The sequence below is a fragment of the Nocardioides sp. WG-D5 genome (assembly GCF_054031175.1).
The window spans coordinates 1,220,424-1,245,965 of sequence record NZ_CM132928.1; the positions used below are offsets into that span (position 1 = coordinate 1,220,424).

27 protein-coding genes and 1 tRNA gene are annotated in these 25,542 nt (G+C 70.9%); 9 read left to right on the forward strand and 19 right to left on the reverse strand.

What is annotated here, in order from left to right; genetic code table 11:
- Positions 1-157 precede the first annotated feature (157 nt).
- The 4 genes from ACWZJV_RS05970 (at position 158) to ACWZJV_RS05985 (ending at position 4,290) form a co-directional block, all read left to right on the forward strand.
- A complete protein-coding gene (locus tag ACWZJV_RS05970) occupies positions 158-1,246 on the forward strand; it encodes an AAA family ATPase (protein WP_457180581.1) in 1,089 nt (362 codons plus the stop codon).
- Complete coding sequence (locus ACWZJV_RS05975; protein ID WP_457180582.1) at positions 1,243-2,184, forward strand: DUF58 domain-containing protein; 942 nt, start codon at positions 1,243-1,245, stop codon at positions 2,182-2,184. The genes ACWZJV_RS05970 and ACWZJV_RS05975 overlap by 4 nt, the downstream gene beginning before the upstream one ends.
- Positions 2,185-2,200: 16 nt before the next feature.
- Positions 2,201-3,211, forward strand: coding sequence for a VWA domain-containing protein (locus ACWZJV_RS05980; RefSeq protein WP_457180583.1), 1,011 nt, complete (start codon positions 2,201-2,203; stop codon positions 3,209-3,211).
- 272 nt (positions 3,212-3,483) lie between these two features.
- Positions 3,484-4,290, forward strand: a complete 807-nt coding sequence (locus ACWZJV_RS05985) for a S1C family serine protease (protein WP_050801044.1) — start codon at positions 3,484-3,486, stop codon at positions 4,288-4,290.
- A gap of 15 nt (positions 4,291-4,305) precedes the next feature.
- Here ACWZJV_RS05985 and ACWZJV_RS05990 read toward each other — a convergent pair whose 3' ends face one another.
- From ACWZJV_RS05990 to ACWZJV_RS06040, 11 genes are all read right to left on the reverse strand, one after another.
- Positions 4,306-4,665, reverse strand: a complete 360-nt coding sequence (locus ACWZJV_RS05990; protein ID WP_008363851.1) for a hypothetical protein — start codon at positions 4,663-4,665, stop codon at positions 4,306-4,308.
- 9 nt (positions 4,666-4,674) lie between these two features.
- Positions 4,675-5,367, reverse strand: coding sequence for an arsenate reductase/protein-tyrosine-phosphatase family protein (locus tag ACWZJV_RS05995; protein WP_457180584.1), 693 nt, complete (start codon positions 5,365-5,367; stop codon positions 4,675-4,677).
- A 168-nt stretch (positions 5,368-5,535) separates the two neighbouring features.
- Positions 5,536-5,608: transfer RNA gene (locus ACWZJV_RS06000), tRNA-Asn, on the reverse strand.
- Between the two features lie 66 nt (positions 5,609-5,674).
- Positions 5,675-7,561 (reverse strand): DNA primase, encoded by a 1,887-nt coding sequence (dnaG, locus tag ACWZJV_RS06005; RefSeq protein ID WP_457180585.1) that lies wholly within the window; start codon positions 7,559-7,561, stop codon positions 5,675-5,677.
- Between the two features lie 10 nt (positions 7,562-7,571).
- Entirely contained in the window at positions 7,572-8,375 is an 804-nt protein-coding gene (locus ACWZJV_RS06010; protein ID WP_457180586.1) for a carbon-nitrogen hydrolase family protein, read from the reverse strand.
- Complete coding sequence (locus tag ACWZJV_RS06015; protein WP_457180587.1) at positions 8,375-9,307, reverse strand: 2-hydroxyacid dehydrogenase; 933 nt, start codon at positions 9,305-9,307, stop codon at positions 8,375-8,377. Before ACWZJV_RS06015 ends, ACWZJV_RS06010 begins: the two co-directional genes overlap by 1 nt.
- Before the next feature lie 33 nt (positions 9,308-9,340).
- On the reverse strand, positions 9,341-9,976 hold the full coding sequence (locus tag ACWZJV_RS06020) for a maleylpyruvate isomerase family mycothiol-dependent enzyme (RefSeq protein WP_457180588.1): 636 nt from the start codon (positions 9,974-9,976) through the stop codon (positions 9,341-9,343).
- A complete protein-coding gene (locus tag ACWZJV_RS06025) occupies positions 9,976-10,455 on the reverse strand; it encodes an SRPBCC family protein (RefSeq protein ID WP_008363838.1) in 480 nt (159 codons plus the stop codon). The genes ACWZJV_RS06020 and ACWZJV_RS06025 overlap by 1 nt, the downstream gene beginning before the upstream one ends.
- The gene (locus ACWZJV_RS06030; RefSeq protein WP_008363835.1) at positions 10,452-10,769 is read right to left on the reverse strand and encodes an ArsR/SmtB family transcription factor; all 318 of its coding nucleotides are present in this window, start codon (positions 10,767-10,769) and stop codon (positions 10,452-10,454) included. The genes ACWZJV_RS06025 and ACWZJV_RS06030 overlap by 4 nt, the downstream gene beginning before the upstream one ends.
- A 42-nt stretch (positions 10,770-10,811) precedes the next feature.
- Positions 10,812-12,056: a deoxyguanosinetriphosphate triphosphohydrolase gene (locus ACWZJV_RS06035; RefSeq protein ID WP_457180589.1), complete on the reverse strand. Its 1,245-nt coding sequence runs from the start codon at positions 12,054-12,056 to the stop codon at positions 10,812-10,814.
- A 22-nt stretch (positions 12,057-12,078) separates the two neighbouring features.
- Positions 12,079-12,540 (reverse strand): Rrf2 family transcriptional regulator, encoded by a 462-nt coding sequence (locus ACWZJV_RS06040; RefSeq protein WP_457180590.1) that lies wholly within the window; start codon positions 12,538-12,540, stop codon positions 12,079-12,081.
- An 80-nt stretch (positions 12,541-12,620) separates the two neighbouring features.
- Here ACWZJV_RS06040 and ACWZJV_RS06045 point away from each other — a divergent pair, with 80 nt between their 5' ends.
- Positions 12,621-13,463 (forward strand): SDR family oxidoreductase, encoded by an 843-nt coding sequence (locus ACWZJV_RS06045; RefSeq protein WP_457180591.1) that lies wholly within the window; start codon positions 12,621-12,623, stop codon positions 13,461-13,463.
- Between the two features lie 133 nt (positions 13,464-13,596).
- Here the strand turns inward: ACWZJV_RS06045 and ACWZJV_RS06050 are convergent, their stop codons facing one another.
- From ACWZJV_RS06050 to ACWZJV_RS06070, 5 genes are all read right to left on the reverse strand, one after another.
- A complete protein-coding gene (locus tag ACWZJV_RS06050) occupies positions 13,597-14,568 on the reverse strand; it encodes a mucin-2 protein (protein ID WP_457180592.1) in 972 nt (323 codons plus the stop codon).
- A 267-nt stretch (positions 14,569-14,835) separates the two neighbouring features.
- Positions 14,836-15,660: a mucin-2 protein gene (locus ACWZJV_RS06055; RefSeq protein ID WP_457180593.1), complete on the reverse strand. Its 825-nt coding sequence runs from the start codon at positions 15,658-15,660 to the stop codon at positions 14,836-14,838.
- A gap of 300 nt (positions 15,661-15,960) precedes the next feature.
- Complete coding sequence (dusB, locus tag ACWZJV_RS06060; RefSeq protein WP_457180594.1) at positions 15,961-17,097, reverse strand: tRNA dihydrouridine synthase DusB; 1,137 nt, start codon at positions 17,095-17,097, stop codon at positions 15,961-15,963.
- Positions 17,098-17,133: 36 nt separating this feature from the next.
- Entirely contained in the window at positions 17,134-17,823 is a 690-nt protein-coding gene (locus tag ACWZJV_RS06065) for a hypothetical protein (RefSeq protein ID WP_457180595.1), read from the reverse strand.
- A gap of 81 nt (positions 17,824-17,904) precedes the next feature.
- Positions 17,905-19,305, reverse strand: a complete 1,401-nt coding sequence (locus ACWZJV_RS06070; protein WP_008363819.1) for a glycine--tRNA ligase — start codon at positions 19,303-19,305, stop codon at positions 17,905-17,907.
- Between the two features lie 183 nt (positions 19,306-19,488).
- On the opposite strand from ACWZJV_RS06070, the gene ACWZJV_RS06075 reads away from it, so the two are divergent.
- Together ACWZJV_RS06075 and ACWZJV_RS06080 are read left to right on the forward strand one after the other, a co-directional pair.
- The gene (locus ACWZJV_RS06075) at positions 19,489-20,358 is read left to right on the forward strand and encodes an SCO6745 family protein (protein ID WP_457180596.1); all 870 of its coding nucleotides are present in this window, start codon (positions 19,489-19,491) and stop codon (positions 20,356-20,358) included.
- Complete coding sequence (locus ACWZJV_RS06080; protein WP_457180597.1) at positions 20,355-20,684, forward strand: hypothetical protein; 330 nt, start codon at positions 20,355-20,357, stop codon at positions 20,682-20,684. Before ACWZJV_RS06075 ends, ACWZJV_RS06080 begins: the two co-directional genes overlap by 4 nt.
- Before the next feature lie 13 nt (positions 20,685-20,697).
- Here ACWZJV_RS06080 and ACWZJV_RS06085 read toward each other — a convergent pair whose 3' ends face one another.
- From ACWZJV_RS06085 to ACWZJV_RS06095, 3 genes are read right to left on the reverse strand one after another with little or no spacing between them, the layout of a single operon-like run.
- On the reverse strand, positions 20,698-21,243 hold the full coding sequence (locus ACWZJV_RS06085; RefSeq protein WP_457180598.1) for a GrpB family protein: 546 nt from the start codon (positions 21,241-21,243) through the stop codon (positions 20,698-20,700).
- Positions 21,244-21,267: 24 nt separating this feature from the next.
- The gene (locus ACWZJV_RS06090) at positions 21,268-21,738 is read right to left on the reverse strand and encodes a hypothetical protein (protein WP_457180599.1); all 471 of its coding nucleotides are present in this window, start codon (positions 21,736-21,738) and stop codon (positions 21,268-21,270) included.
- A gap of 5 nt (positions 21,739-21,743) precedes the next feature.
- Entirely contained in the window at positions 21,744-22,982 is a 1,239-nt protein-coding gene (locus tag ACWZJV_RS06095; RefSeq protein WP_457180600.1) for an alpha/beta fold hydrolase, read from the reverse strand.
- A gap of 119 nt (positions 22,983-23,101) precedes the next feature.
- Between ACWZJV_RS06095 and bioB the strand changes: the two genes are divergently transcribed.
- Together bioB and bioA are read left to right on the forward strand one after the other, a co-directional pair.
- A complete protein-coding gene (gene bioB / locus ACWZJV_RS06100) occupies positions 23,102-24,262 on the forward strand; it encodes a biotin synthase BioB (RefSeq protein WP_457180601.1) in 1,161 nt (386 codons plus the stop codon).
- The gene (gene bioA / locus ACWZJV_RS06105) at positions 24,243-25,541 is read left to right on the forward strand and encodes an adenosylmethionine--8-amino-7-oxononanoate transaminase (RefSeq protein ID WP_457180602.1); all 1,299 of its coding nucleotides are present in this window, start codon (positions 24,243-24,245) and stop codon (positions 25,539-25,541) included. Before bioB ends, bioA begins: the two co-directional genes overlap by 20 nt.
- The last annotated feature ends 1 nt before the right edge of the window (position 25,542 follow it).

A 25,542-nucleotide genomic window follows, 5' to 3' on the forward strand; every position in this document is an offset into this window, starting at 1 on the left:
GCGTGACCATGCCTGCGCAACGCGTTCGACGTGACCGCTGGGTATCGGTTCGGTCCTGCGCTTTCGGCTGGCTTTCGGTGCCGTTTCCGCTGGTTTTCGGCCTCCTTCGATGAGATCGGTGTCCGGCAGAGACATCCATCAACCAGGGAGGCCCCGCATGTGGGAAACAGAGCACCAGCCAACCCAGCCGTCCCGGCCGACCCAGCCGACCCAGCCGATCCGGTCCGACCTCGGGGCGAACGCGGTCCTCGAGCGCGTCCTCTTCGAGGTCAAGCGCGTCGTCGTGGGCCAGGATCTGATGATCGAGCGGATGCTTGTGGGCCTGCTGACCCGCGGCCACGTGCTGCTCGAAGGGGTGCCGGGCGTCGCGAAGACACTGGCCGTACGCACCCTCGCCGGCGTCGTGGGCGGCTCGTTCACCCGTCTCCAGTTCACGCCCGACCTGATGCCCTCCGACATCGTCGGCACCCGCGTGTGGCGCCCGTCGGCCGAGCAGTTCGACACCGAGCTGGGCCCGGTCTTCGCCAACCTCGTCCTCGCCGACGAGATCAACCGGGCCCCGGCCAAGGTGCAGTCCGCGCTGCTGGAGGCGATGGCCGAGCGGCAGGTCAGCATCGGCGGCACCAGCCATCGCCTACCCGACCCGTTCCTCGTCCTCGCCACCCAGAACCCGATCGAGAACGACGGCGTCTACCGGCTCCCCGAGGCCCAGCGCGACCGGTTCCTGCTGAAGGTCGACGTCGGCCACGTCGACGAGCTGGAGGAGATGACGATCGTCCAGCGCATGGGCACCCGGCCGCCCCGCGTCGAGCAGATCCTCGACATCGCCACGCTGCGGGAGCTCCAGTCCCGCGCCGAGGAGGTGTTCGTCCATCACGAGGTCGCGCAGTACGCCGTCAAGCTCGTCATGGCGACGCGGACGCCGCACGCCTACGGCCTCCACAACCTCGACGGGCTCCTCGCCTATGGAGTCAGCGCCCGCGGCAGCCTCGGTCTCGTCACCGCGGGCCGCGCCCTGGCGCTGCTGCGTGGACGCGACTACGTGCTGCCCGCCGACATCGCCGACCTGGCCGGCGACATCCTCGCCCACCGGCTGGTGCTCACCTTCGACGCGGAGGCCGACGGGGTCGACCCGCGCGCCGTCGTCGACGCCGTCCTCGCCGCGGTCCCGCAGCCGCGAGCGACGCCGAGCGACGACGACCCCGACACGGCCGAGCCGATGCCGAACGAGGAGCTGGCCTCGTGAGGTCGCCCTACAGCGCCTTCCGCAGGCTGGACCTGACCGTTCAGCGCCGGGTGGGCGGGATGCTCCAGGGCGAGATCGACGGCCTCCGGCTCGGTCCGGGCAGCGATACCGAGGAGCTCGTGCCCTACACACCGGGCCATGACGTACGCCGCATCGACTGGAACGCGACCGCGCGTCTGGGCGAGCCGCACGTCTGGCTCACCCGGGCCGAGCACGAGCTCGACACCTGGGTGCTGGTCGACCGCACGCCCAGCATGGCCTTCGGGACCGCGCTCGCCGAGAAGGTCGAGGTCGCCGAGGCGACCGTCGCCGCGATCGGCATCGCCGCCGACGGTCCGGGCAACCGGGTCGGGCTCGGGATCCTCGACGCCGGCGGCGTACGTTGGCGGCCGCCGACCACCGGGCGCCGGGTCGCCCGCCGGCTGCTCACCGCCGAGCCGTCCTCGCCGCGTACGGCCCCGGCGGCTGCCGGCGGCGCCACCTTCGAGGATGCGCTGGTCGAGCTCGGCCGGCGTGCTCGGAACTCCGGCCTGCGGGTGATCGTGACCGATCTCCTGCCCGCGGACGGCCGCTGGGAGCGGCCCTTCGGCTGGGAGCCGGCGCTGCGACGGCTCACCGCGCGTCACGACGTGATCCTGGTCGAGGTCGTGGACCCTCGCGAGCTCGAGCTGCCCGCCGTCGGTCAGATCACGCTCGTGGATCCCGAGAGCAACCGCCAGCACGAGGCCGACACGTCCGATCCGCGGCTGCGAGCCGCCTATGCCGAGGCGATGCGAACGCTGCGGGAGAACAACAGCCAGGCCGTACGCGCCGCCGGCGCCGACCATCTGCGGATGTCCACCGACGACGACTGGGCGCGAGCACTCGTCCGGCTCCTGCGCCGCCGGGCCCGGCACCCCCGGCCGGCCCGGCCCCGGACGGCCTCGGCCACCCACTGACCGGAAGGAGCCCCCGATGAGACTCACCCAGCCCCTGTTCCTGCTCGCACTGATACCCATCGCCCTGCTCGCCGTCGGCTACCTGGTCATGCAGCGCCGCCGGATCAGGTACGCGGTCCGGTTCGCCACCGCGCCCATGCTCGAGCGCCTCGTCCCGCACCGTCCGCGCTGGCGCCGCCACCTGGCCGCCGGGCTGGTGGTCGGAGCGCTCGCCCTTCTCGCCGTCGCGACCACCCAACCCCAGGTCCGGGCGCAGGTGCCGTACGAACGAGCCACGATCCTGGTGGCCATCGACACCTCCGCCTCGATGACGGCCGAGGACATGCCACCCAACCGCCTGGAGGCCGCCAAGGCCGCGGCCATCAGCTTCATCGATCAGCTCCCGGCCCGCTACAACGTCGGCCTCGTCAGCTTCTCCAGCAACGCCCGCGTCGTCACCAGCCCGACCACCGACCATGCCCTGGTCGTACGCAGCATCGACGGTCTCGGACCGCCCGACGGCGGCACCGCCATCGGCGAGGCGGTCTACTCCTCGATCGACGACCTGCAGCAGATCCTTGAGGAGGCCGCCGCGTCCGGTCCCTCCCAGGAGCCCGGGGAGTCGGAGGGGTCGGAGGAGTCCGACGAGTCCGAGGAGGAGCGGTCGCCGGCCCACCTGGTCCTGCTCTCCGACGGCGGCAACTCCGCCGGCCGCAGCCCCGTCGCCGCCGCCGAAGCCGCGAGGGAGGCCGGGCTGCCCACCTCGACGATCGCCTACGGCACCGAGGGATCCAGCGCGACCCTGCCCGGCGGACAGTCGGTCGAGGTCCGCGAGGACACCCTGCGCGACCTCGCCGACACCACCGGCGGCCAGTTCTACCGCGCGTCCAGCGCCGACGAGCTGCGCGAGGTCTACGACGACATCGGCACCCTCGTCGGCCACCACATCGAATACCGCGAGGTCACGGTCTGGGTCGTGCTCGGCGCGATGACCCTCGCCTTCGCGGCCGCCGCCCTCTCGCTGCGCTGGTTCGCCCGGCTCATCTAGGCATCTCCCGGAGGACTCCGATGAACGACACCGCATCTCCCGAACGCGGGCTCGGCCGCCCCACCGGCCCCCAGCAGTGGACCACCTCGGCGCCACCCGCCCGAGCGGCCCGTCCACTCCGGCCCGCATCCCCGATCCGACCAGTCGCACCCGCGCCGACACCACCGTCCGTGCCGAGCCCGACCCCCCTGTCGGCACCCCCTCCGGCACGACGCGTGGTGCGTGACCGCTACGGCAGGGTGCGGCTGGTCGCCCAACCAGGAACCGCAGGCATGCCCCCAGGCCAGCCCGCCGAACCGCGGCCGCCCACCGGCGCCCCGCCCTCACAGCCGCCCCCGGCGCTGGTCCGGCGGCCGCGACGTACGCTCACGCTCACCCTCGCCGCGGCGGTGCTGGCCGGCGCGGCCGCCGGCGGTGGCGTGGCGATCGGGATCACCAGCCCCGACCCGGTGAGGGACGCCCTCCCCGTGCCCGCTCCAGGACCTCAGGGAGCGGCGCCGACCAACGCCACCGAGGCCGCCGCCCAGCGCATCCTCCCCAGCGTCGTCCAGGTACGCGCCGGCCGAGGCACCGGCTCAGGAGTCGCCATCGACGGCGTCGGCCACGTCGTCACCAACGCCCACGTCGTCGAAGGCTCCGACTCGGTGAGCCTGGTCCTGGCCGACGGCAGCTCGACCGCCGGCCGCGTCATCGGCAGCGACGAACGCAACGACATCGCCGTCATCGCCACCGACCCGAACGCCGTACGCCCCGCCACCATCGGCCAGAGCGGCAACCTCCGGATCGGGCAGCCGGTGATCGCCGTCGGGTCACCGCTCGGCCTCAACGGCACCGTCACCTCCGGCATCGTGAGCTCGCCGCACCGCTCCTCTGGTTCCTCTCCCGAGATGATCCAGACCGATGCCGCCATCAACCCCGGCAACTCCGGAGGCCCGCTCGTCGACCTCGACGGCCGCGTGGTGGGGATCAACACCTCCATCGCCACCCTGGGCGGGCCGAGCGGCAACATCGGCATCGGCTTCGCCGTGCCGATCGACCGCGTACGCACGGTCGCGCAGGCGTTGATCAGCCAGGGCTGAGACGGAGACGCCGCGTCAGCTCTTGGGGCTCCGTTCGCCTGCGGGCAGTCGCCAGGGCCGGGTCGGGACGCGACGACCTCGCGTGGAGCAGGAGTGCTCCCCGCCGGGCGCGCCCGCCGCGGCGTTGCGATACGGCGACTGCGGGCGCCGCGGGCGGTCGGCGGCCATGTCGGAGAAGTAGACGATGCCGGCGAACTGCTCGGTCAGCAGGGCGGCGTCGGCGGCAGGGAGGGCGTTCTTCCCCGCGTCGTCGAGCGAGTCCTTCAGGGTCTGCTCGAAGAGGGCTGGGCTGTAGTGGCCGCCGAGCTCCCCGTCAGGGCGAGCGGTGGCGCTGCTCGGTGCCAGCTGGTGGTCATGGGTGGAGCCGGTGTCCATGGCTACTCCTCAGGGCGTGGAGGTTGGCTTCTCGGGGTGCAGGCGGGACGCGAGCGCGTTGATCCGGTGCCGGAGCTCTTCGTACGCGGCGTCGAAGGCCTCGGGGCCCTTGTCGACCGGGTCCGGGATCGACCAGTGCAGCTCACCGGGCACCTTCGGAGTCTCATGAGCCCGGTCGCAGACCGTGACCACCAGATCACCCGGATCGAGCACGTCGTCCATCCGAACCGGATCGACGATCGGCAGGTCCAGATGGTGGCGGGCAGCGGTATCGACCGTGCCCGGATTGATCCGATCAGCAGGATGAGTACCCGCCGAAGCAGCCGGGATCGGGCTCACCTGACGCCACAACGCCGCCGCCAGATGAGACCGCGCCGAGTTACCCGTACACACGAACAGGACACGCCTGGGCACCGCCACGGGGGACGCGGTGCCCAGGCTCTCGAGCGTGTCCTGCTCGAGATGCAGATACGTACGCCTCCCGTCGCCCTCGGAACGATGACGGGACACGACGCCTGCGCTCATCAACGTCTGCACATGATGAGCAAACAAGTTCGACGGGACAGACAACATCCCGGCGAGCTCTGTGGGGGAGGCATCACTCGTCTGGAGCCTGTCAACGATCCGAAGTCGCACCGGATCACCGAGCGCGGCGTGCACCTTCGCTCGACGTTCCAGTTCGGAATGTTGCTCAGTACCCATTGACTCAATGGTTGCTGAGCGATCTACGCAAAGTCAAGGGGTACGCCGTAAATACCGATCAAGTGACTCGCAAAACCGCGGTGACGACCCGGGGTGCGACCACGCTCAACCCGGGTAAAACGACGAACTCCGCTTGCCCTGTTTGACCAGGTCAAGCGGAGTTTCTTGCTCCCCCGGTTGGACTCGAACCAACAACCCTCCGGTTAACAGCCGAATGCTCTGCCAATTGAGCTACAGGGGAATCGCACCTTGCGGCGCGGGTGAAACCTTAGCAACCCGGAAGCGGCGATCGGAAATCGGCAGGCCCTCATTCGGCGACCAGGTTGCGCAGGCCTCGGCGGTGCTGCTCGAGGGCGGCGAGCTGGGCGAAAAGACGGTTGTAGGCCTCGGGGTCGGCGGCCGCGTCGGAGCGCTGCAGACGGCTCTTCACGTCGGCGATGCGGCGCTGGTCGAGGAGCTCGAGGAGGCGTACGACATATTGCAGGACGTACGCAGCATCCGGCTCCTTCGCGGACGGGATCGGCTCCACGGCGAGCTCGGCGAGGATGCGGTTGACGAGCGGGTCCGAGGCGGCGGCGCTGAGCTTCTGGGCCCAGCCGGCGTCGCCGGTGCCGGCACCGGGTCCACCGAGGCCGGCAATGATCTCCCACAGCGCCCGGTAGAGCGGGTGGGTGAAGGCCTCGGGGGTGATCTCGCTGGTGGTGCGGCCCAGGGCGACCGGGTGCTGCACGAAGAGCTTCAGGGTCTCGCGCTCGACGGTGAAGCGCGGCTCACGCGGGTGCGGCATCGGTGGGCGGCGCGGCGCGGCCGGAGCCTCGGGCGAGGCGGAGACGGCCTCGCGCCGCGGCGGGGCGGCCTGGGGCGCCGGGCGACCGGCGGCGCGGCGTACCTCTCTGGCGGCCTCGTCCGGATCCACGCCGAGGAAGCGCGCCAGGTCGCGGGTGAAGCCCATCTTCTTGGACTCGTCGCGCACGGAGGCGACCAGCGGGGCCGCCTCGCGGAGAGCGTCGACGCGGCCGTCGGCGCGGTCCAGGTCGTACTTCGAGGCGACGTTGCGCAGCACGAACTCGTAGAGCGGGACGCGGTTGGCGAGCAGCTCGCGGACCGCCTCGTCGCCCTTCTTGATCCGCAGGTCGTTGGGGTCGAGGCCGTCGGGCTCGACGGCGACGTAGGTCTGCGAGGTGAAGTTGCCGTCGCCCTTGAACGCCTTCAGCGCCGCGGCCTGGCCGGCGGCGTCACCGTCGAAGGTGAACACGACCGCGCCCCGCAGCTGCTGGTCGTCCGAGATGAACCGGCGCAGCACCTTGGCGTGGTCGTCGCCGAACGCGGTGCCGCAGGTCGCGACCGCGGTGGTGATCCCGGCGAGGTGGCAGGCCATCACGTCGGTGTAGCCCTCGACGATCACCGCCTCGCGGGTGCGGGCCATCTCCTTGCGGGCCAGGTCGATGCCGTAGAGGACGTGGGACTTCTTGTAGATCGGCGTCTCGGAGGTGTTGAGGTATTTCGCCTCGATGCGGTCGTCGTCGAAGAGCCGCCGCGCCCCGAAGCCGATGACGTCGCCGCCCGACTCCCGGATCGGCCACATCAGCCGGCCACGGAACCGGTCGTAGTGGGACCGTCCCTGCGCCACCAGCCCGGCGGTGACGACCTCCTCGTCGGAGAACCCACGCGCGCGCAGGTGTCGGTAGAGGTCCTCTCCCCCGCGCGGCGAGAACCCGACGCCGAAGAGCAACGCGGCGTCGCGGTCGAACCCCTTCTCGGCGAGGAATTGCCGCGCGACCACCGCGTCCGGGGTCAGCAGCTGCTCGGCGTAGAACTCGGCGGCCACCTTGTGAGCCTCGACCAGCTTGCCGCGACCAGGCCCCCGACGCACCGGCGCCTCGTCGCCCTCCTCGCGCTGGACCTGCACGCCGACCTTGTCACCGAGCCGCTCGACGGCCTCGAAGAAGCTCAGCCCGTCGAGCTTCATGACGAAGTCGATGACGTCGCCGCCCTCGCCGCAGCCGAAGCACTTGTAGAAGCCGCGCGAGGGGTTCACGTTGAAGGACGGCGACTTCTCGTCGTGGAACGGGCACAGGCCCTTGTAGGTGCCGGGCCCGGCGCGGCGCAGCGTGACGTACTGGGAGACGATGTCGTCCAAGCGCGCCTTCTCGCGCACCTCCTGGATGCTCGTCTCCTTGATGCGGCCCGCCACGAGGTGAATCCTACGGGGCGGCGGCGATGGAGAGCGTACGCCGTCGGCCGAGGTCGGCTCGGTGGTCGGCCCACATCCGCTGCTCGTCGCGGACACGCGCCACCTCGGCCGGGTCGATGGTGGCGACGACCATGCCCGGGGTGCTGTCGTCGAGCCGCTCGACGGGCCGGCCGAGCGGGTCGTAGACCGCCGACCCGCCGATGAGATCGAGCGGTCCGCCGACGAGGCCGGCGAAGGCGACGTACATCGAGTTGTCGAGCGCCCGGGCGGCGTAGTGCAGGTCGCGCCGGTGCCCGCCGCCGGGGAAGTAGGCGCCGGTGTTGAGGTAGAGGATCGCGCCGTCGGCGGCGGCCGCCGCGGCGTGCTCGGGGAAGTTGGCGTCGTAGCAGACCGACAGCGCCACCCGGATGCCGTCGACCTCGATCGTCGTGCCGTGCTCGCCGGGCTCGAAACGCTCGCGCTCGGGTGGGTAGAGGTGCTGTTTGTCGTACGCCGCGACCGGCTCCTCCCCCGGCGCGAGGACCAGGGTGGTGATTGTCCGTCGCCCACCTCGAGCGAGGGGCGAGTTGAGCACGAGCACCGCGCCGGTCTCGTCCACCGCCGCCTGCACCGGGGCGAGCCAGGCGGTGTCGTCGAGCGTGGGCAGCGGGCCGTCGAAGGCCTCCAGGTCCCACGAGGTCGTGAACGTCTCCGGCAGCGCGACCAGGCGAGCGCCCTGCGCGGCCGCCTCCTGGACCCGGCTCGCGGCCGTCGCGACATTCGCGGCCACATCACCGGTCACCGCCGTCTCCTGGACGACCGCAACCCGCAGCATCAGTAGTCCCCCGACATCACGTTCGCCAACGGCTCCCCCGCAGCGAACCGCTCGAGCTGCTCGCGGACGACCCGGTAGGCGCGCGGCCACATCGCGCTCGAGGCGCCACCGACGTGGGGCGTGATGAGCAGGTTGGGCGAGCTCCACAGCGGGCTGTCGGCCGGGAGCGGCTCGGTCTCGGCGACGTCGATGGCCGCGTGGATCCGCTCGGTGGCGAGCTCGGCGACGAGGTCGTCGGTCGCGACCACACCACCGCGCGCGACGTTGACCAGCAGCGCGCCGTCCTTCATCCGTCCCAGGAACTCGCTGTCGACCAGACCACGGGTCTCGTCGGTCAGCGGTGTGACCAGCACGATCACGTCGGCCTCGGGCACGAGCGCGTCGAGCTCGTCGAAGCCGTGGACACCGTCCCGGGCGGTCCGCGCGACCCCGACCACCTCGGTCTCGAACGGAAGCAGCCGCGCCTCGATGGCCCGGCCGATCGCCCCGTAGCCGACGATCAGGACCCGCTTGTCGGCCAGCGACGGGAACCAGCCCGGCCGCCAGGCGTGCTCGTCCTGATGACGTACGTGACCAGGGATGCCCCGCAGCGAGGAGAGGATCAGCGTGACGGCGAGCTCGGCGGTCGAGGTGTCGTGGATGCCCCGGCCGTTGCACAGCGTCACTCCCTCGGGGATGTGGCCGCGGGCCGCGTCGACCCCGGCGGTGAGCAGCTGCACGACCTGGAGCGACTTCATCTGGCTGACCACGTCGAAGATCCGCGAGCCGAGCATGTAGGGCGGCAGGTAGAAGGCCACCTCACCGACCGATTCCGGCACCTCCACGTGGGAGCCGGCGAAGCGGGTGTGGTCGAAGAGTTCGAAGCGGAGACCCCGGGGCACCTCGCCCAGCTCGGTGGGGTCGAAGGGCAGCCAGACGAGGGGATCGCTCACACGGGGAGACTACTCATCCATCCCGTCCTGCGCTCAGGGTGTGGCCTGCACCCTGCCCGCCAGCGTCCCCAGTCCCGGCCCGGTGAGCTCGGCGAGCGCGTCGGCACGCCCGCAGACCGCCATCAGCAGCGCCTCGCCCGGGCCGGTGACCTCCGCACCGCTTCCGTGGGACCAGTCGAGATCGGTGGCCACGAGCCGAAGGCCCTGACCGTTCCGCTTCGCCGGCAGCGGCGGGGCGATCATCGCGAAGCCGAGGACCGGAACCAGCCGCTCGGCCGGCACCCGGCGCGGCCTGCCGAGCGCGCGACGGATGTCCTGGTGGTGGATGAGGCCGTCGGTGAGCCCGATCCGGGCATCCGCCACCGCCGTCGGCCCCGACGGCTTGGCGTGCGCGCGCACGTAGGCGACCAGCTCGTCGGGGGTCCTGCTCCCGAACTCCTCCAGCCGACGCTGGTTCATCGTGCCGAAGCGGAACCCCTGGCGCGCGAACCGGCCGATGAAGCCCGCCAGCCCGACCTCCTCGTAGCTGATCAGGTGCGCGACGACGTCGCGTACGGCCCATCCGCTGCACAGCGAGGGCTGATCCCACTGCTCCGGCGTCAGCGTCTCGAGGAAGTCGGCGAGGTCGCGACGCTCGGCGGTCGCCAGCGCGGTGCGGTCGAGGCCCATCACGCCTCCGCGAGGGCCCGGAACCGCTCCAGGTAGATCCCCCAGGCACTGTCGCCCGCGGCCCGGTCCCGCCAGCCCTGCCATCCGGCGCCGTGCCGGTCGAGGTGCCGGTGCTCGAGACGTACGCGGGTCTGCTCGGGTCCCACCGAGGTGAAGCTGAACTCGACCTCGCTGCACCGGGCCGGGTCGGGCTCGAGGTTGAAGTCGGGGGTGATGTCCCAGGAGATGACCAGCCGGTGGGGCGGCTCGACGACGAGGACGCGGGCCCACTGGCAGGTGCTGCCGTCGACGCCGCGGTCGTAGACGCGACCGCCGACCCGCGGCTCCAGCACCGTCTCGGCGATCTCGACAGGAAGCATGTTGTGATCACGCGGCTTGATCCGGTCGAAGTCCTCGGTGAACACCTTGAAGGCGTGCTCGACCGGGACGTCGACGGTGATCTCCAGGTCCACGGAGGTGGGTTCGCGGGTGATGCTCATTGCTGCTCCTTCCCTGCCCGGTAGCTGTCCTCAGCCACCTGCTTGAACGAATGCAACGCCTGGGTCCAGTACGTGTCCAGCTCGGCGCGCAGCTCGGCCAGACCCTCGAGCCGGGCCTGGTAGATCCGGCGACGGCCGGCCGGTGTCATCGACACCAGGCCGGCCTCGCGCAGGACCTTGAGGTGCTGGGACACCGCGGCCATGCTCACCGGCAGCGCGTCGGCGATCTCCCCCACCGAGCACGGCCCGGCGGCCACCCGCGCCAGGACCTGGCGGCGGGTGGAGTCGGAGACGGCGTACCAGACATCGGTCACGACATTTAAGGTAACGCTTAAATGTCGTGCGGGCAAGGGTCGTCAGAGGCGCCGGCAGAGCCGCTCGTGCCAGGCCAGTGCGGTGATGTCGGTGAGCGAGGCGACCTGGTCGATCACGACCCGGAGCCGGGCGGCGTCGTCGGACGCGGCGCGCCAGTCGTCGGCGAACTGCCGGTCGAGGTCGGCGGGTCCCGTGGCGACGAGGTGCTCGACCAGCTCTCCGAGGACATCGCGCTGACGGTCCATCTTCGCGGCCCGTTCGTCGGTGCGCATCACGTAGTGCGCCGCGATCCCCTTCAGCAGCGCGATCTCGAGGCGGGTCCGCTCCGGCACCACCAGGTCGGCGCCGTAACGGGCGTAGGGGCCGCCGCCGGCGGCGTACGTCGCCTCCTTCACCGCGCCGCAGAACCGGCCGATGACGTCGGAGGTCAGGTTCTTCAGCATCGCCTGGGACCGGCGCGAGCCGTCGTACGCCGCGCCCTCGGCGATCCAGCAGCCGGCGGCGCGGAGATCGGCGATGGTCGAGACCGCGAGGGCCCGGTCGAAGCCGGGGACGTACCAGTCGGCGACCGTCTCGGCCACGCCGTCGAGGTCGAGCCGGGCCAGGTCGATCTTCCCCGCGACGATGCCGTCCTCGACGTCGTGGACGGAGTAGGCGACGTCGTCGGAGAGGTCCATGATCTGCGCCTCGACGCACTGCCGCTGCCCGGCGTCCGCGGCGCGCAGCCAGGTGAAGACCGGCAGGTCGTCCTCGTAGACGCCGAACTTCGCGCCCTTCCGCTCACCGAATCCCCACGGATACTTGGTGCACGCATCCAGGGTCGCCCGGGTGAGGTTGAGCCCCACCGAGCGCCCGTCGGCGTCGAAGGTCTTCGCCTCCAGGCGGGTCAGGATCCGCAGCGTCTGCGCGTTGCCCTCGAAGCCACCGATGCCCTTGGCCTTGTCGGCGAGCACGTTCTCGCCGTTGTGGCCGAACGGCGGGTGGCCGAGATCGTGCGCCAGGGCCGCGGTCTCGGCGATGTCGGGCTGCGGGGAGTCGGGCCCGTTCAGGGCACGGGACAGGTCGCGCGCGACCTGGGCGACCTCGAGCGAGTGGGTCAGCCGGTTGCGTACGAAGTCGTCGGCCTGCGGCCCCACGACCTGCGTCTTCGCCGCGAGCCGCCGGGTCGAGGCGGCGTGCACCACGCGAGCGCGATCGCGCTCGAACTGCGTACGCTCCGGCGCCGACACCCGCTTGGGCGGCTCGGCGACGATGCGCTCGCGGTCGGCGGCCCCGTATAGCTCCACAGTCCGAGAGGCTATCGCTGACTCACGGCAGGAGCCCGGCGACGTCCGCCGGGTCGAAGCCGGAGTCGCCGAGGACGTCGTTGAGCGTGATGCCCTCGAGCTCGGCCAGCACGGCCTTGGCGACGCGGCGGTCGAGGTCGACCAACACTCCTTGGATGCTGGCGCCGACCGGGCAGACGGGGTTCGGGCCGTGGATGCCGAGGACCGGATCGTCGCCCTGGAGCAGCTGCCACACCTGGGCGAGATTGACGACGCCGGGATCCGCGGCGAGCTCCCATCCCCCGTGGGCACCGGGACGCGACCGGACCAGTCCGGCGGCCCGGAGAGGCCCGAGGACCTTGCGCACGTGGACCGGGTTGACCGCGGTGCTCGCGGCCAGCTCGTCGGAGCTGACCGGCGTCGTACGCCCGGCGGCTGCGCACGAGGCGAGGTAGGTCAGGACATGGACAGCCACCGCGAAACGCGTGTTCGTCGGAGTGGCCATACCCCCATCTTGCCTTATTGCCATCGTTATGACTACATTTGAAGAACCGTCATCACCGTGACTACAGATAGGACGTCTCCATGACCATCGCCATCACCGGCGCCTCCGGCCACCTCGGCCGCCTCGTCGCCGACCAGCTCCTCGACACCGTCGACCCCGCCGAGGTCGTGCTCCTCACCCGTGACCCAGCCAAGCTCGCCGACTACGCCGCGCGCGGTGCCGACGTACGTGCCGCCGACTTCGACAAGCCCGACGAGCTGGTCGACGCCTTCGCCGGCGTCGAGCGCGTCCTGCTGATCTCGACCGACGCCGTCGGCGCCCGCGTCGAGGGCCACCGCAACGCCATCGACGCCGCCGCCAAGGCGGGCGTACGCCACATCGCTTACACCTCCATCTCCGAGCCGACCCCGGACAACCCTGCCGGTGTCGTCGCCGACCACGCCGCCACCGAGGACGCGCTGCGCGAGAGCGGCCTGGCCTGGACGATGCTGCGCAACAACCTCTACGCCGACATGCAGGTCGACTCCGTCGCCCAGGCCGCTGCGGCCGGACAGCTGGTCACCAACTTCGGCGACGGCGGCGCGGCCTACGTCACCCGCGAGGACTGCGCCGCGGTCGCCGTCGGCGTGCTGACGAGCGAGGGACACGAGGGCAAGGCGTACGACGTGACCGGCCCGCAGGCCTACACCGCGACCGACCTGGCCGCGCTCGCCACCGAGAAGGCCGGCACGCCGGTCGAGGTCGTCCAGGTCGACGACGAGGCCTACACCGCCGGTCTCGTCTCCGCCGGGGTCCCGGACTTCATCGCCCCGCTGTTCACCTCGTTCGGCACCGCCACCCGCCTCGGCAAGCTCGCCACCGTCACCGACGTCGTCGAAAAGATCGGTGGTCGCAAGCCGACCCCGCTGAGCGCACTGGTCTGAGCCGCCAGACCCTCCACCGAGTCGGCGCATCTGTCCCACAGCACGACGCCGAGTCGGCGCAACTGTCCCAGCACCTTGGGACAGATGCGCCGACTCGGCGGTTCTCGATGAGACAGATGCGCCGACTCGGCTTTCAGTTGACCGCCACGTGCACGTGGTCGTAGTGGTTGGCGGTGGGGTCGCCGCGGTCCTCCATCGGGCGCCAGCCCTCGTCGGCACGGACCGGCGTCCAGATGCGCTGGTACCAGATGATGTCGTAGATGTTCAGCTCGGCGGCGTGGTCCTGGACGAAGGCGGCGATCGCGTCGCCGAGCTCCTTGTCATCGGTCATGAAGTCGAGCGCCTTGCCGTCGACGTGCTCGCCGTGCGGGTCGTAGCCGTACGTCGTGCCCGAGGCGACGGCGGGGAACGCGTTGCAGACCGCCCGGTAGAGGTCGACGGCGTCGGGGACGAGACCGTTCTCCACCGTGGCGTCGCCGCACGCCGAGAAATCGAGCCCGGCCGGGGCGTCCTCCGAGGGCGACGGGGAGGGCGTCGGGGTCGGCGTGGGGGTGGGCTCGGGCGGCGGCTCGGGCTTGGTCCTGCCCAGGTTGCCCGCGGGGATCCACACCGGGTTGCCCTCCAGGACGATCTCCTGGCGGCCACCCTCGTCGCGTCCGGTGTAGTAGACCGCCCGGCCGAGCTTCAGCTCGCCGAGCTCCTTGGCGCGCTTCCCGTACGACGCGTAGACCGTGACGTCCTCCTGGACGTAGCGCAGCACGGCCTTCTGGGCACCACCGCTGACCGACGTCGGCCGTTCGATGAGCGACTCGATCGTCGCGACCTCGCTCAGCGCGTCGGTCGCGCTGCCGGCACCACGCTCGCCGCTGCGGCTGACCGTCGTCTCCCGGCCGGTGAGCTCGCGGCGGTCGCTGGACATCCGGGTGTCCTCGCGGGTCGTCGGCAGCGCCGGGAGCTTCGCCTTCGCCTCGGCCCTGGCCTCGATACGCCGCTCGGCCGGCTGGGGAAGCCGGAGCCCGGACCTCTCCTCCACCTCGGAGATCACGATGCCGGGGTTCGCCGCGGCCGTCCCGGCGGCCACCGCGCCGCTGGTCGCGAACGTCACGATCCCTGCGGTCGCGACGGCTTTCTTGGTTCTACGGACAGCTCGATAATCGCCTCTGTGGCTGGTGGCCACTGCGCAATCCTTCGCTCGACTACGTGGGGGGCACCGAGTCAAGCACACACCTGTGGGGGTATCCCACGTTCGTCCGGAGACTTTTGCGATGTTGTTAACCGGCCGCACGACCGAGAACGCAGGTCGGCCCGGGCTGTTGTAGCCGGGCCGACAACCTCGCATCCAGCGCTGCGCGAGTTGCGAAGCAATCGCAAACTAGTTGGTGGAGACGTGGACGTGGTCGTAGTGGTTGGCGGTGGCGGACCCGCGGTCCTCCATGTAGCGCCAGCCCTCCGAGGCACGCACCGGCGTCCAGATCCGCTGGTACCAGATGATGTCGTAGAGGTTGAGCTCGGCTGCGTACTGCTGCAGGTAGGCGGCGATCGCGTCGCCGAGCCCCTTGTCGACCATGAAGTCCAGCGCCTTGCCCGAGGAGTGCTCGCCGTGGGCGTCCCAGCCACCGACGGTCAACGAGGCGACCTCCGGGAAGGCGTTGCAGACCGCGCGATAGACGGTGACCGCGTCGGAGACCAGGCCGCTCTCGACCGAGGGGTCGCCGCAGGCGGCGGTGCTGATGCCGGCCGCGACACCGGTGGTCTCGGGCTTCTCGTCGCTGAGGTTGCCGGTGGTCACCCAGGCGACCTCGCCGTCGACGAGGATCTCGTCGCGGCCGGACTCGGTGCGCCCGGTGGCGTAGACGAGCTCGCCGGCCTCGATCTCGCCGGCCTGGGTGGCGTGCTTGCCGTAGGCGGACCAGAGGTTGAGGGTCTCCGTGGTCCAGCGCTTGACCGCCTTGGCGGTGCCGGTCTCGACCTGCTCGGGCCCCTTGGTCAGCGTCTCGACCGAGGAGACCGACTCGCGGTCGCCCCCGTTACGGCTGACGACGGTCTCCCGGCGGTCCCCGGCGACGCGCGCGTCGTCACGGGTGCTCGGCACGTTGGCCTTGGTCGAGGAGAGGGAAGCGCCTGCGTTCTCGGCGATCAGCGACGTGGGCTCCGCGAAGGCGGCTCCGGCACCGACTGCCACTCCGGTCGCGAGCACCGCGACCCCTGCGCTGGCAACTATTGATTTGGTCTTACGGACGGCCCGAGTGTCGCCTCTGTGGCTGCCGGCCACACGCAATTCCTTTGCTCGACTACATGGTCAGTGCCCGAGCATTTCCCAAGGTTTCATCGGATGAAACCCGTCGGGGAAGGTCGGGCACGGCAATGAGTACAGCACACACGACAGGGGGTATTCCAATTCCGTTGCCGAGTTTTTGCGTTGCTTTGTACCTGTCGGGCGACTGATTCCGAAGCCCCGAAAGGCCTCTCCGGACCCCTCGGAACGGGCTCTGGGGCCTCAGCCTCCGGAGGTCTCCGAGACGTTCTCCGCGAACCCGCAGCCACGCCCGTCGGCGTCGTCCAGCCACCCCTCGGGAAGGACCACCTTGTCGCGCGGCGCACCCTGTCGCCCACGCGGCGCACCCAGCTGTGACGAGGGAAAAGGCTCGTTCCGGTCGAGCTTGTCGAGCATCTCGTCGAGGTCGGCGAGGCTGTTCACCAGGCCGAGGGTCCGGCGCAGCTCGCCACCGGCACCGAAGCCCTTGAGGTACCACGCGATGTGCTTGCGGATCTCCTTGCAGCCGCGCTCCTCGCCCATGTGCTCGCAGAGCAGCTCGGCATGGCGCCGCATGATGTCGGTCACTTCGCCCAGATTCGGCAGCACGTTGACGGTCTCGCCGGCGAAGGCGGCCACCAGATCGCGGAAGAGCCAGGGGCGGCCGAGGCAGCCGCGGCCGATGACGACACCGTCCACGCCGGTCTCCTCGACCATCCGGATCGCGTCCGCCGCCTCCCAGATGTCGCCGTTGCCGAGCACCGGGATGTCGACGGACGCCTTCAGCTCCGCGATGGCGTCCCAGTCGGCGGTGCCGGAGTAGGCCTGGGCGACCGTACGCCCGTGCAGCGCGATCGCCGCTGCGCCGCTCTCCTGGGCGATCCGGCCGGCGTCCATGTAGGTCAGGTGGTCGTCGTCGATGCCCTTGCGGGTCTTCATCGTCACCGGTACGTCATAGGGTTCCGCCGCCCGCACGGCGTGCTCCAGGATCTCGCCGAGCAGACCGCGCTTGTAGGGCAGCGCTCCCCCGCCGCCCTTGCGGGTCACCTTGGGCACCGGGCAGCCGAAGTTGAGGTCGACGTGGGCCACCCCGTAGTCGGCGCAGAGGATCTCGGTCGCCTTGCCGACGTAGACCGGGTCGGTGCCGTAGAGCTGCACGCTGCGTACGGTCTCGGCCTCGTCGAAGACGAGCATGTCCTTGGTGTGCTGGTCGCCCTCGACCAGGCCGCGGGAGGTGATCATCTCGCAGACGTAGAGGCCCGCGCCCTGCTCGGCGCACAGGCGCCGGAAGGCGGCGTTGGTGACACCGGCCATCGGCGCGAGCACCACAGAGGTGTCGACGGTCAGGCTGCCGAGGTGGAGGGGGCCGGGAAGGGACATGGGTCCATTGTCCGGTCAGGGCACGACGTACGGAAATCAGGAGGAGGGCGACGCGGACGAGCTCGGCTTCGCGGAGGCCTTGGGCGCGACGTACGGCGTCAGGTCGCCCTCCCACGTGATCGGGTCGAACTCCTCGTAGGGGCGGTAGCTCACGCCGACGAGCTTGCCCTGGTGCGGGACGAGCATGACCAGGCAGACGTTGACGCTGGCCCCGGGGGCGAACGGCTTGGGGAAGGTCTTCACGTCGCAGGGCTTGAACGGCTCCTTGAACGCGGCCGCCTCGACCAGATTTCCCTCGTCGTCGAGGCCCCACAGCGGCGCGTCGTAGCCGCCGAGGTCGGTGTCGCCCTCGTTCTTGATGGTGGCGCGTACGAAGTAGGGCGCGCGCTCCAGGGTGGCCTCGTCGAGCTTCCAGCCGGAGAAGGTCTGCTTGTAGGAGGTCGACTCGAGCTTGGCGATGGTGATCGAGAGCTTGCCGTCGACGCCCTCCTTGGGCGACCACTCGACCGTCGCGGTCTCACCGAGCTTGCGGTCGGAACCCGGCTCGGTGACCGCACCGGGGGACGGCTCGGCCGAGGCGGACGGTGAGGTCGACGCGGAGGCGGAAGCGCTCTCGGATGCCCGGGGTGCGTTCGACCTCGGCGCGGTGCCGCTGCACCCCATCACTGACATGGCCATGACCGCACCGGTGACGGATGCGGCGAGTACGGACCCCGCTCGTTGCATGGGGACATCCTGCCCCACTCATCTGGGAAATCGTGCGGCAGGATGCCCCATGCAACGTCTACGACGCGGTAACGGTATCGCTCAGGCGCCGATCAGCCGCTCGGCGAAGTAGCGGCTCACACCCTCGAGCGGGATCCGCTCCTGCTTCATGGTGTCGCGCTCGCGGATGGTGACCGCGTTGTCCTCGAGGGTGTCGAAGTCGACGGTGACGCAGTAGGGCGTACCGATCTCGTCCTGGCGGCGGTAGCGCTTGCCGATCGACTGGGAGTCGTCGAAGTCGACGGCCCAGTTCTGGCGCAGCTCGGCCGAGAGGGCCTTCGCCTTCGGGCTCAGCGCCTCGTTGCGGGACAGCGGGAGCACGGCGATCTTGACCGGCGCGATCCGGTGGTCGAGGCGGAGCACGACCCGCTTGTCGACGCCGCCCTTGGCGTTGGGGGCCTCCTCCTCGGCGTAGCCGTCGACGAGGAAGGTCATCAGCGCACGGGTCAGACCGGCCGCGGGCTCGATGACGTAGGGCAGGTAGCGCTCGTTGTTGGCCTGGTCGAAGTACTGCAGGTCCTGGCCGGAGTGCTTCATGTGGGTGCCGAGGTCGAAGTCGGTGCGGTTGGCGATGCCCTCGAGCTCACCCCACTCGCTGCCCGGGAAGTTGAACCGGTACTCGATGTCGACGGTGCGCTTGGAGTAGTGGCTCAGCTTCTCCTGGGCGTGCTCGTAGTGGCGCAGGTTGTCGGGGTTGATGCCGAGGTCGGTGTACCACCGGGTGCGCTCGTCGATCCAGTACTGGTGCCACTCCTCGTCCTCACCCGGCTTGACGAAGAACTCCATCTCCATCTGCTCGAACTCGCGGGTGCGGAAGATGAAGTTGCCCGGCGTGATCTCGTTGCGGAAGCTCTTGCCGGTCTGGGCGATGCCGAACGGGGGCTTCTGACGGGTCGAGGTGACCACGTTGGCGAAGTTGACGAAGATGCCCTGCGCGGTCTCGGGACGCAGGTAGTGGAGGCCGCTCTCGTCCTCGAGGACACCGAGGTGGGTCTTGAGCATGCCGGAGAACTCGCGCGGCTCGGTCCAGGCGCCGCGGGTGCCGCAGTTGGGGCAGGCGACGACCTCGTTGATGTCGACCGAGTCGGGGTCCGCGATGCCCTTCTTCTCCGCGTACTCCTCCTGGAGGTGGTCGAAGCGGTAGCGCTTGTGGCACGACTGGCACTCGACCAGCGGGTCGTTGAAGGTCTCGACGTGGCCCGAGGCGACCCAGGTCTGGCGCGGCAGGATGATGCTGGAGTCGAGGCCGACGACGTCGTCGCGCTGCTGGACCATCGCCTTCCACCACTGGCGCTTGATGTTCTCCTTGAGCTCGACACCGAGGGGGCCGTAGTCCCAGGCACTCCGGGTGCCGCCGTAGATCTCGCCGCTGGGGAAGACGAATCCGCGCCGCTTGGCGAGGGAGACGACGAGGTCAAGGGTGGATGCTGGCGGCTTTGCCACGATGAATGCTCTCTGCTCGAGGTGAGCCCGGCCGGCTGCCGGGCCCCGGTGTTGAGGGGGATGGATAAATCGTATCCGTGGCGTCATCTTGTTATGTACGCCGCCCGGGGGGCCAATTCGCCGGGCAGATCGCTCGGGCAAATCGCTCGGAGTCTCGAGCCGGTGCCGATACCGTCGTCAGCCATGGAGCCGAACGCGCGTCGCCTGTGGAAGCTGCTCGAGCCGATCCATGCGGTGGGCTACTTCTCGCCCGAACCGATCGCCCTGCTCAAGGAGGCCGGCTACCGCGGCTACTGGATGGGCTACTTCGCCGCGCGGTCGGCCCCGCTCGGGCCTGTCCCGGCCGAGGTGGTCCATGCGGTGTTCTACAACTTCGCGTTCTCGCACGTCTCCCGCGCCCTTCCCGACGCCTGGGGGTTCGCGCCGCCCGAGGCCGCGCACGAGGCCCGGCGCGCCGGCGCCGTCACCGCGCTCCGCCGTCAGCTCGGCCCGCTCGCCGACTCCGACGAGGTCGCACGGGCCGCCTCGCTCGCCTCGCGGGCCGCGCTCTCCGCCCCGCTGGAAGGCCGGCCGCTGTACGCCGCGCTGCGCTCGCTCCCCGTCGCCGAGGACCCGCTGACCCTGCTCTGGGACGCGGCCACGCTGCTACGGGAGCACCGCGGTGACGGCCACGTCGCCACCCTGCTCACCGCCGGGATCGGCGGGCGCGAGTCGCACGTCTTCCACGCCCTCGCCACCGGCCTCTCCCCCTCGGTCTACGCCACCTCCCGCAACATCCACGAGACGGAGTGGGCCTCCCTCGTCTCCGGGCTGCGCTCCCGTGGTCTCGTCACCGACGACGGCCGCTCCCTCACCGATGCCGGGCGGGAGACCAAGGCCCGGATCGAGTCGACGACCGATGAGCTCGCTGCCGCTGCGTACGCGTCGTTGGAGGGGGCCGAGGTCGAAGAGCTCATCGGTCTGCTGCGCCCGCTGACCAAGGCCGTCGTCGCCTCCGGCGAGATCCCCGGCCAGTCGCCGATGGGCCTCAACCTCGACGACATCGACCGATGAGCGACCTCGATCCCCGCCTCCTGCCCGTCCTCGGCCTGGCCGAGCGGGCCGCTGCACGCCCCGGCGGCGTCGAGGTCGACCTGGAGACCCTCCGGGAGATCTTCGCCGAGGCGGCCATGCTCCTCGACCTCGGCAACGTCCTGGACGAGCTCGACGCTCACGACGCCCATGCCGTGGTCGACGGCCTGTGCGCCGACCTGCTCGCCGACGACCCCGCCACCAGCATCCGCGCGCACGCCGAGCTGGCCATCGCCGACACCTCGCTGCACGACCCCGAGGCGTCCGCCGTCGCCTACCGGATGGCCGCCCACGCCCTTCGCCTGTGAGGGCACACGGTCGTCAGCGGCTCGGGTCGTTGAGGGAGAGGATCTGGCGGCGTTCGGCGTCGGTCAGGTCGGAGACGGCCAGGATCTTCTGGAGGACGTCGGACTTGCGGGCGAGGTAGGTGTCGATGTCCATGTCCGGGTCGGCGGCCAGGGCGAGCTTCACCGCTGCGTACTCGTCGCGGAGATCGTCTCGGCGGCGCAGGACCTCACGGACGGCGAGGTGGTTGCGTACGTTGAGCGTGCCCGCGGCGCAGACGTAGACGTGGCGCACCGGGTCGTCGTCTGGCGCGAAGAAGGCCTCGCGGCCGACGACGCCGAGGTCACCGCGGTGCCGGTAGCCGATGCGTACGAGCGCCTTGACCGCTGCGGGGACGTCCTCCGGCGCGACGATCACGTCGATGTCGAGGATGGGCTTCGCCGCGAGACCCGGGACCGACGTCGAGCCGACGTGCTCGACCCTCGCCTCCGGTCCGTCGGTCAGGGCCTTCCTCAGGGTCTCGGCGACCTCCTCGAACCGGATCGGCCAACCGGGTTCGTACGCCCTCACCTCGATTCCCACGGACGAGAGTCTGACAGGTCCGGCTCAGACGTGACCGGCAGATTCCCGGGTGCGCGCGGGCAGGCGGGTGACCCGGCCGGCGACGGTGTCGGAGAGCGCGAGCACCAAGGCGGCCGGGACGGAGGCGGCGAGCAGGGTGGCGGCGGCGGCCCAGGGGCGGCCTGCCAGGTCGAAGACCAACCACGCGAGCCAGGTGGTGCCTCCCGCGAGGACGACCAGGACGGCGGCGCCGGCGAGCATGCCTCTGACGCCACCCACGACCCGGGCGGCGATGGCGGCGGGCGCTCCGATCGCCACGCAGACCATGCCGGCGACCGCGCCGAGCACGATGAGCACGGGCCCGGCGAGCGGGCCGCCGAGCCCGAGGCCACCGACCACGGCGGCGATCAGGAAGCCGACGTAGGCCAACGCGGCGAGCAGCGGGTAGGCGAGCGCGACGAGCGCCATGGTGAGCGCGAAGGATGCGGTGCGGACGACCGGCACGGGGATGGTCATGGCGGTCAGATCCGTCCGCGGACCATGCCGATGAGGCGGTCCAGGACCTCGTCGGGGGCGACCTGGACGCCGTTGTGGAGATGGGCGTTGGTGATCCACGGGCGCAGGGTGGGGACCAGCTCGGCGGTGGCCAGCGAGTGCTCACGCAGGACATAGGGGTCGTCGTAGTAGACGGCCGCGGCGCACGGGACGTCGCCGGCGGCGAGCGCGGCCGGGTCGTAGAGGCTCGGCCACTCCCGCTCGGCGAGCAGGTCCGCCGCCTCGGCGAAGGGCGCCAGGAGCGGGTCCTCGGTGAGGTGCCACGGGAAGAGGTGCTCGGCGGTGAACAGCGTCGGGTCCTCCTCGTACGCCGCGGGCTGGACCCGCGCGGAGGCCCAGCGCGTGGCCTGGCCATCGGCGTAGCAGGCCTCGTGGACGAGTACGTAGAGCGGCGAGTGCCCGCTGAACGGCAGCAGGGAGGCGACCTCGTGCCCGAAGCCCAGGCCCGCCGGGTCGCGCTCGAGGAGGTAGTGGATCTGTTCGGAGCCGCCCGTCATGCCGAGCCGGCTGCCGAGGCAGCGCGCCTGCCTGGCCGAGAGCCGGCCGCCGTGCGGGAGCCGGATCTCGCCTGCGTCGCAGCGCTCGACCAAAGCGCGCATCCGGTCGCGGTCGCCGGGGAAGCGCGCGTAGTGACGCTCGGTGAGCTCGATCGTGCGGGCGAAGGTCGCGGCGTAGATCTCGTCGACGGGCATGCCGACCGGCGGCACTCCCCCGGTGAACAGCACCTCGCGCAGCGACTCGGGGTGGGTCGAGAGGTAGCGCAGCGAGCAGAAGCCACCGAAGGACTGGCCGAGCAGGGACCACCGCGAGATGCCGAGGTGCTCCCGGAGGAGCTCGGCGTCCTCGACGATCGAGTCGGCGCGGAAGTGCGCGAGATGGTCGGCCTGCTCCTGCGGGCTCATCCCGGTCATCGTGGTGATCGGCGTCGACCGCCCGGTCCCACGCTGGTCGAGGAGGATCAGCCGGTAGTCCTGGAGCGCGCGCTCCAGCCAGCCCGGCGCCATCGGCACGTCGATCGGGCGTGGGCTCTCCCCGCCGGGGCCGCCCTGGAGGAAGAGCAGCGCGTCGCGGTCGTCGCGATCGCCGGGGCGGCGCACCTCGCGGGCGAAGAGGGTCAGCGTCTCGGAACCACCGCGGCGATGGTCGAGCGGCACCTCGATCTCGTGCTCGATCAGGACCAGTCCGGGGATCGTCTGGATGTGCACGCGCCGATCCTAGCCCCGGCCGGTGGGACGTCACCGTTGCGGTGCCGGCCCTCCTCGCCTAACCTGAACGCCGTTCAGCTGAACGACGTTCAGGTAACCATCCCGAGGAGACGCCCCGCATGACGACAGCCTTCGACCAGCTAGCCGACCGGATCCTGTCCGGCGGGGCCGCGACCGCCGACGACGCGCTGGCGGTGCTGCGTACCTCCGACACGGAGCTGATGGGCGTCGTCGCCGCGGCGGGGCGGCTGCGCCGCGAGCACTTCGGCAACACCGTGAAGGTGAACTACCTGGTCAACCTCAAGTCGGGACTGTGCCCGGAGAACTGCAACTACTGCAGCCAGGCGCTCGGGTCGCAGGCGCCGGTGCTGAAGTACTCCTGGCTGTCGAAGGACGAGACCCTCGAGCAGGCCGGCGCCGGGCTGCGCGGCGGCGCGACCAGGGTCTGCATGGTCTCCTCGGGCCGCGGGCCCTCGGACCGCGACATCGACAAGGTCGTGGAGATGACCTCGGCGCTGAAGGACGCTCACGAGGGCGTCGAGGTGTGCGCCTGCCTCGGGCTGCTCAAGGGCGGTCAGGCAGAGCGGCTCAAGGCGGCGGGGGTGGATGCGTACAACCACAACATCAACACCGCCGAGTCCAACCACGACAACATCGTCCAGACCCACACCTACGAGGACCGCGTCGACACCATCGGCAAGGCCAAGGACGCCGGCCTCTCGCCGTGCTCCGGCCTGATCGCGGGCCTGGGCGAGACCGACGAGCAGCTCGTCGAGGCGCTCTTCGCGCTCAAGGAGCTCGACGCCGACTCGATCCCGGTGAACTTCCTGATGCCCTTCGACGGGACGCCCTACGAGAACACCTGGGAGCTCTCCCCCACCCGCTGCGTGAAGATCCTGGCGATGGCGCGGTTCGTCTGCCCGGACAAGGAGATCCGGATCGCGGGCGGGCGCGAGATGCACCTGCGCTCGCTGCAGGCCACCGCGCTGCACGTCGCCAACTCGATCTTCCTGGGCGACTACCTGACCTCCGAGGGGCAGGACGCGCTGGCCGACCTGGAGATGCTGCGCGACAACGGCTTCATCATCCTCGGCATGGACGAGAGCGGGTTCGCCGAGCTGATCGAGGAGCACCGCGCCAAGGCGGCCGCCCGGGTCACCGGTGGTTGCGGCAGCAGCTGCGGCGACGGCTGCGGCACCGCCTGTGGTGGTCACGACGAGCAGGAGCGCCCGGTGATTCGCCGTCGTGGAGCGGGGACCGATGTCGCTGCCAACGCTTGATCGGGGCACCGAGCTGCTCGCCTTCGACCGCGAGCACCTCTGGCACCCCTACACCTCGATGACCGACCCGGCGCCGGTGCGGCTCGTCACCGGCGCCGAGGGCGTACGCCTCCACCTCTCCGACCACGACGGCGAGCACCGCGAGGTCGTCGACGCGATGTCGTCGTGGTGGTCGGCGATCCACGGTTACCGGGTGCCCGAGCTCGACGCCGCGCTCGCGGAGCAGGCCGGCCGGATGGCGCACGTCATGTTCGGCGGCCTGACCCACGCCCCCGCGATCGACCTCGCCCGGCGGCTCGTCTCCATCACCCCCGAGCCGCTGCAGCACGTCTTCCTCGCCGACTCCGGGTCGGTGAGCGTCGAGGTCGCGATCAAGATGGCGCTGCAGTCCCAGCGCGGCCGCGGGCGGCCGGAGCGTACCCGGCTGCTGACCGTGCGCGGCGGCTACCACGGCGACACCTTCGGCTGCATGAGCACCTGCGACCCGGTCGGCGGGATGCACTCGATGTTCACCGAGATGCTCGCTCCGCAGGTCTTCGCCGAGCGGCCGCCGGCGCCTGGTGGCGACGTGGAGGCATGGGCTGAGGGCGTACGCCGCCTGGCAGCCGATCACGCCGACGAGCTGGCCGGGATCATCCTCGAGCCACGCCTCCAGGGCGCCGGCGGGATGTGGGTCTACGACGACCGCTGCCTCGTCGTGCTCCGTGAGATCGCTGACGAGCACGGGCTGGTGCTGATCTTCGACGAGATCGCCACCGGGTTCGGCCGCACCGGGGATCTGTTCGTGTCCTCGCAGGTCACGCCCGACATCCTCTGCCTCGGCAAGGCGCTCACCGGGGGTTACATGACCCTGGCGGCCGTGCTCACCACCTCCGAGGTCGCGCACGCGATCTCCCGGAGCGAGTCGGGCGTGCTGATGCACGGGCCGACCTTCATGGGCAACCCGCTCGCTTGCGCGGTGGCGCTGGCCTCGCTCGACCTGCTGGCGGCTCGGGGCTGGCAGCAGGACGTGGCGCGGGTCTCCGGCGCACTCTCGGCGGGCCTCTCCCCTCTCGCCGGGCTGCCGGGCGTCAGCGACGTACGCGTCCTCGGCGCCATCGGCGTGGTCCAGCTCGACCACCCCGTCGACGTCGCGAAGGCGACCGACGCCGCACTGCGCGAGGGCGTCTGGATCCGGCCGTTCCGCGACCTCATCTACACGATGCCGCCCTACGTCACCGGCGAGGACGACCTCGCGCGCATCTGCCGAGCCGTCGCGGCCGCCGCGGAGGTGGCCTGAG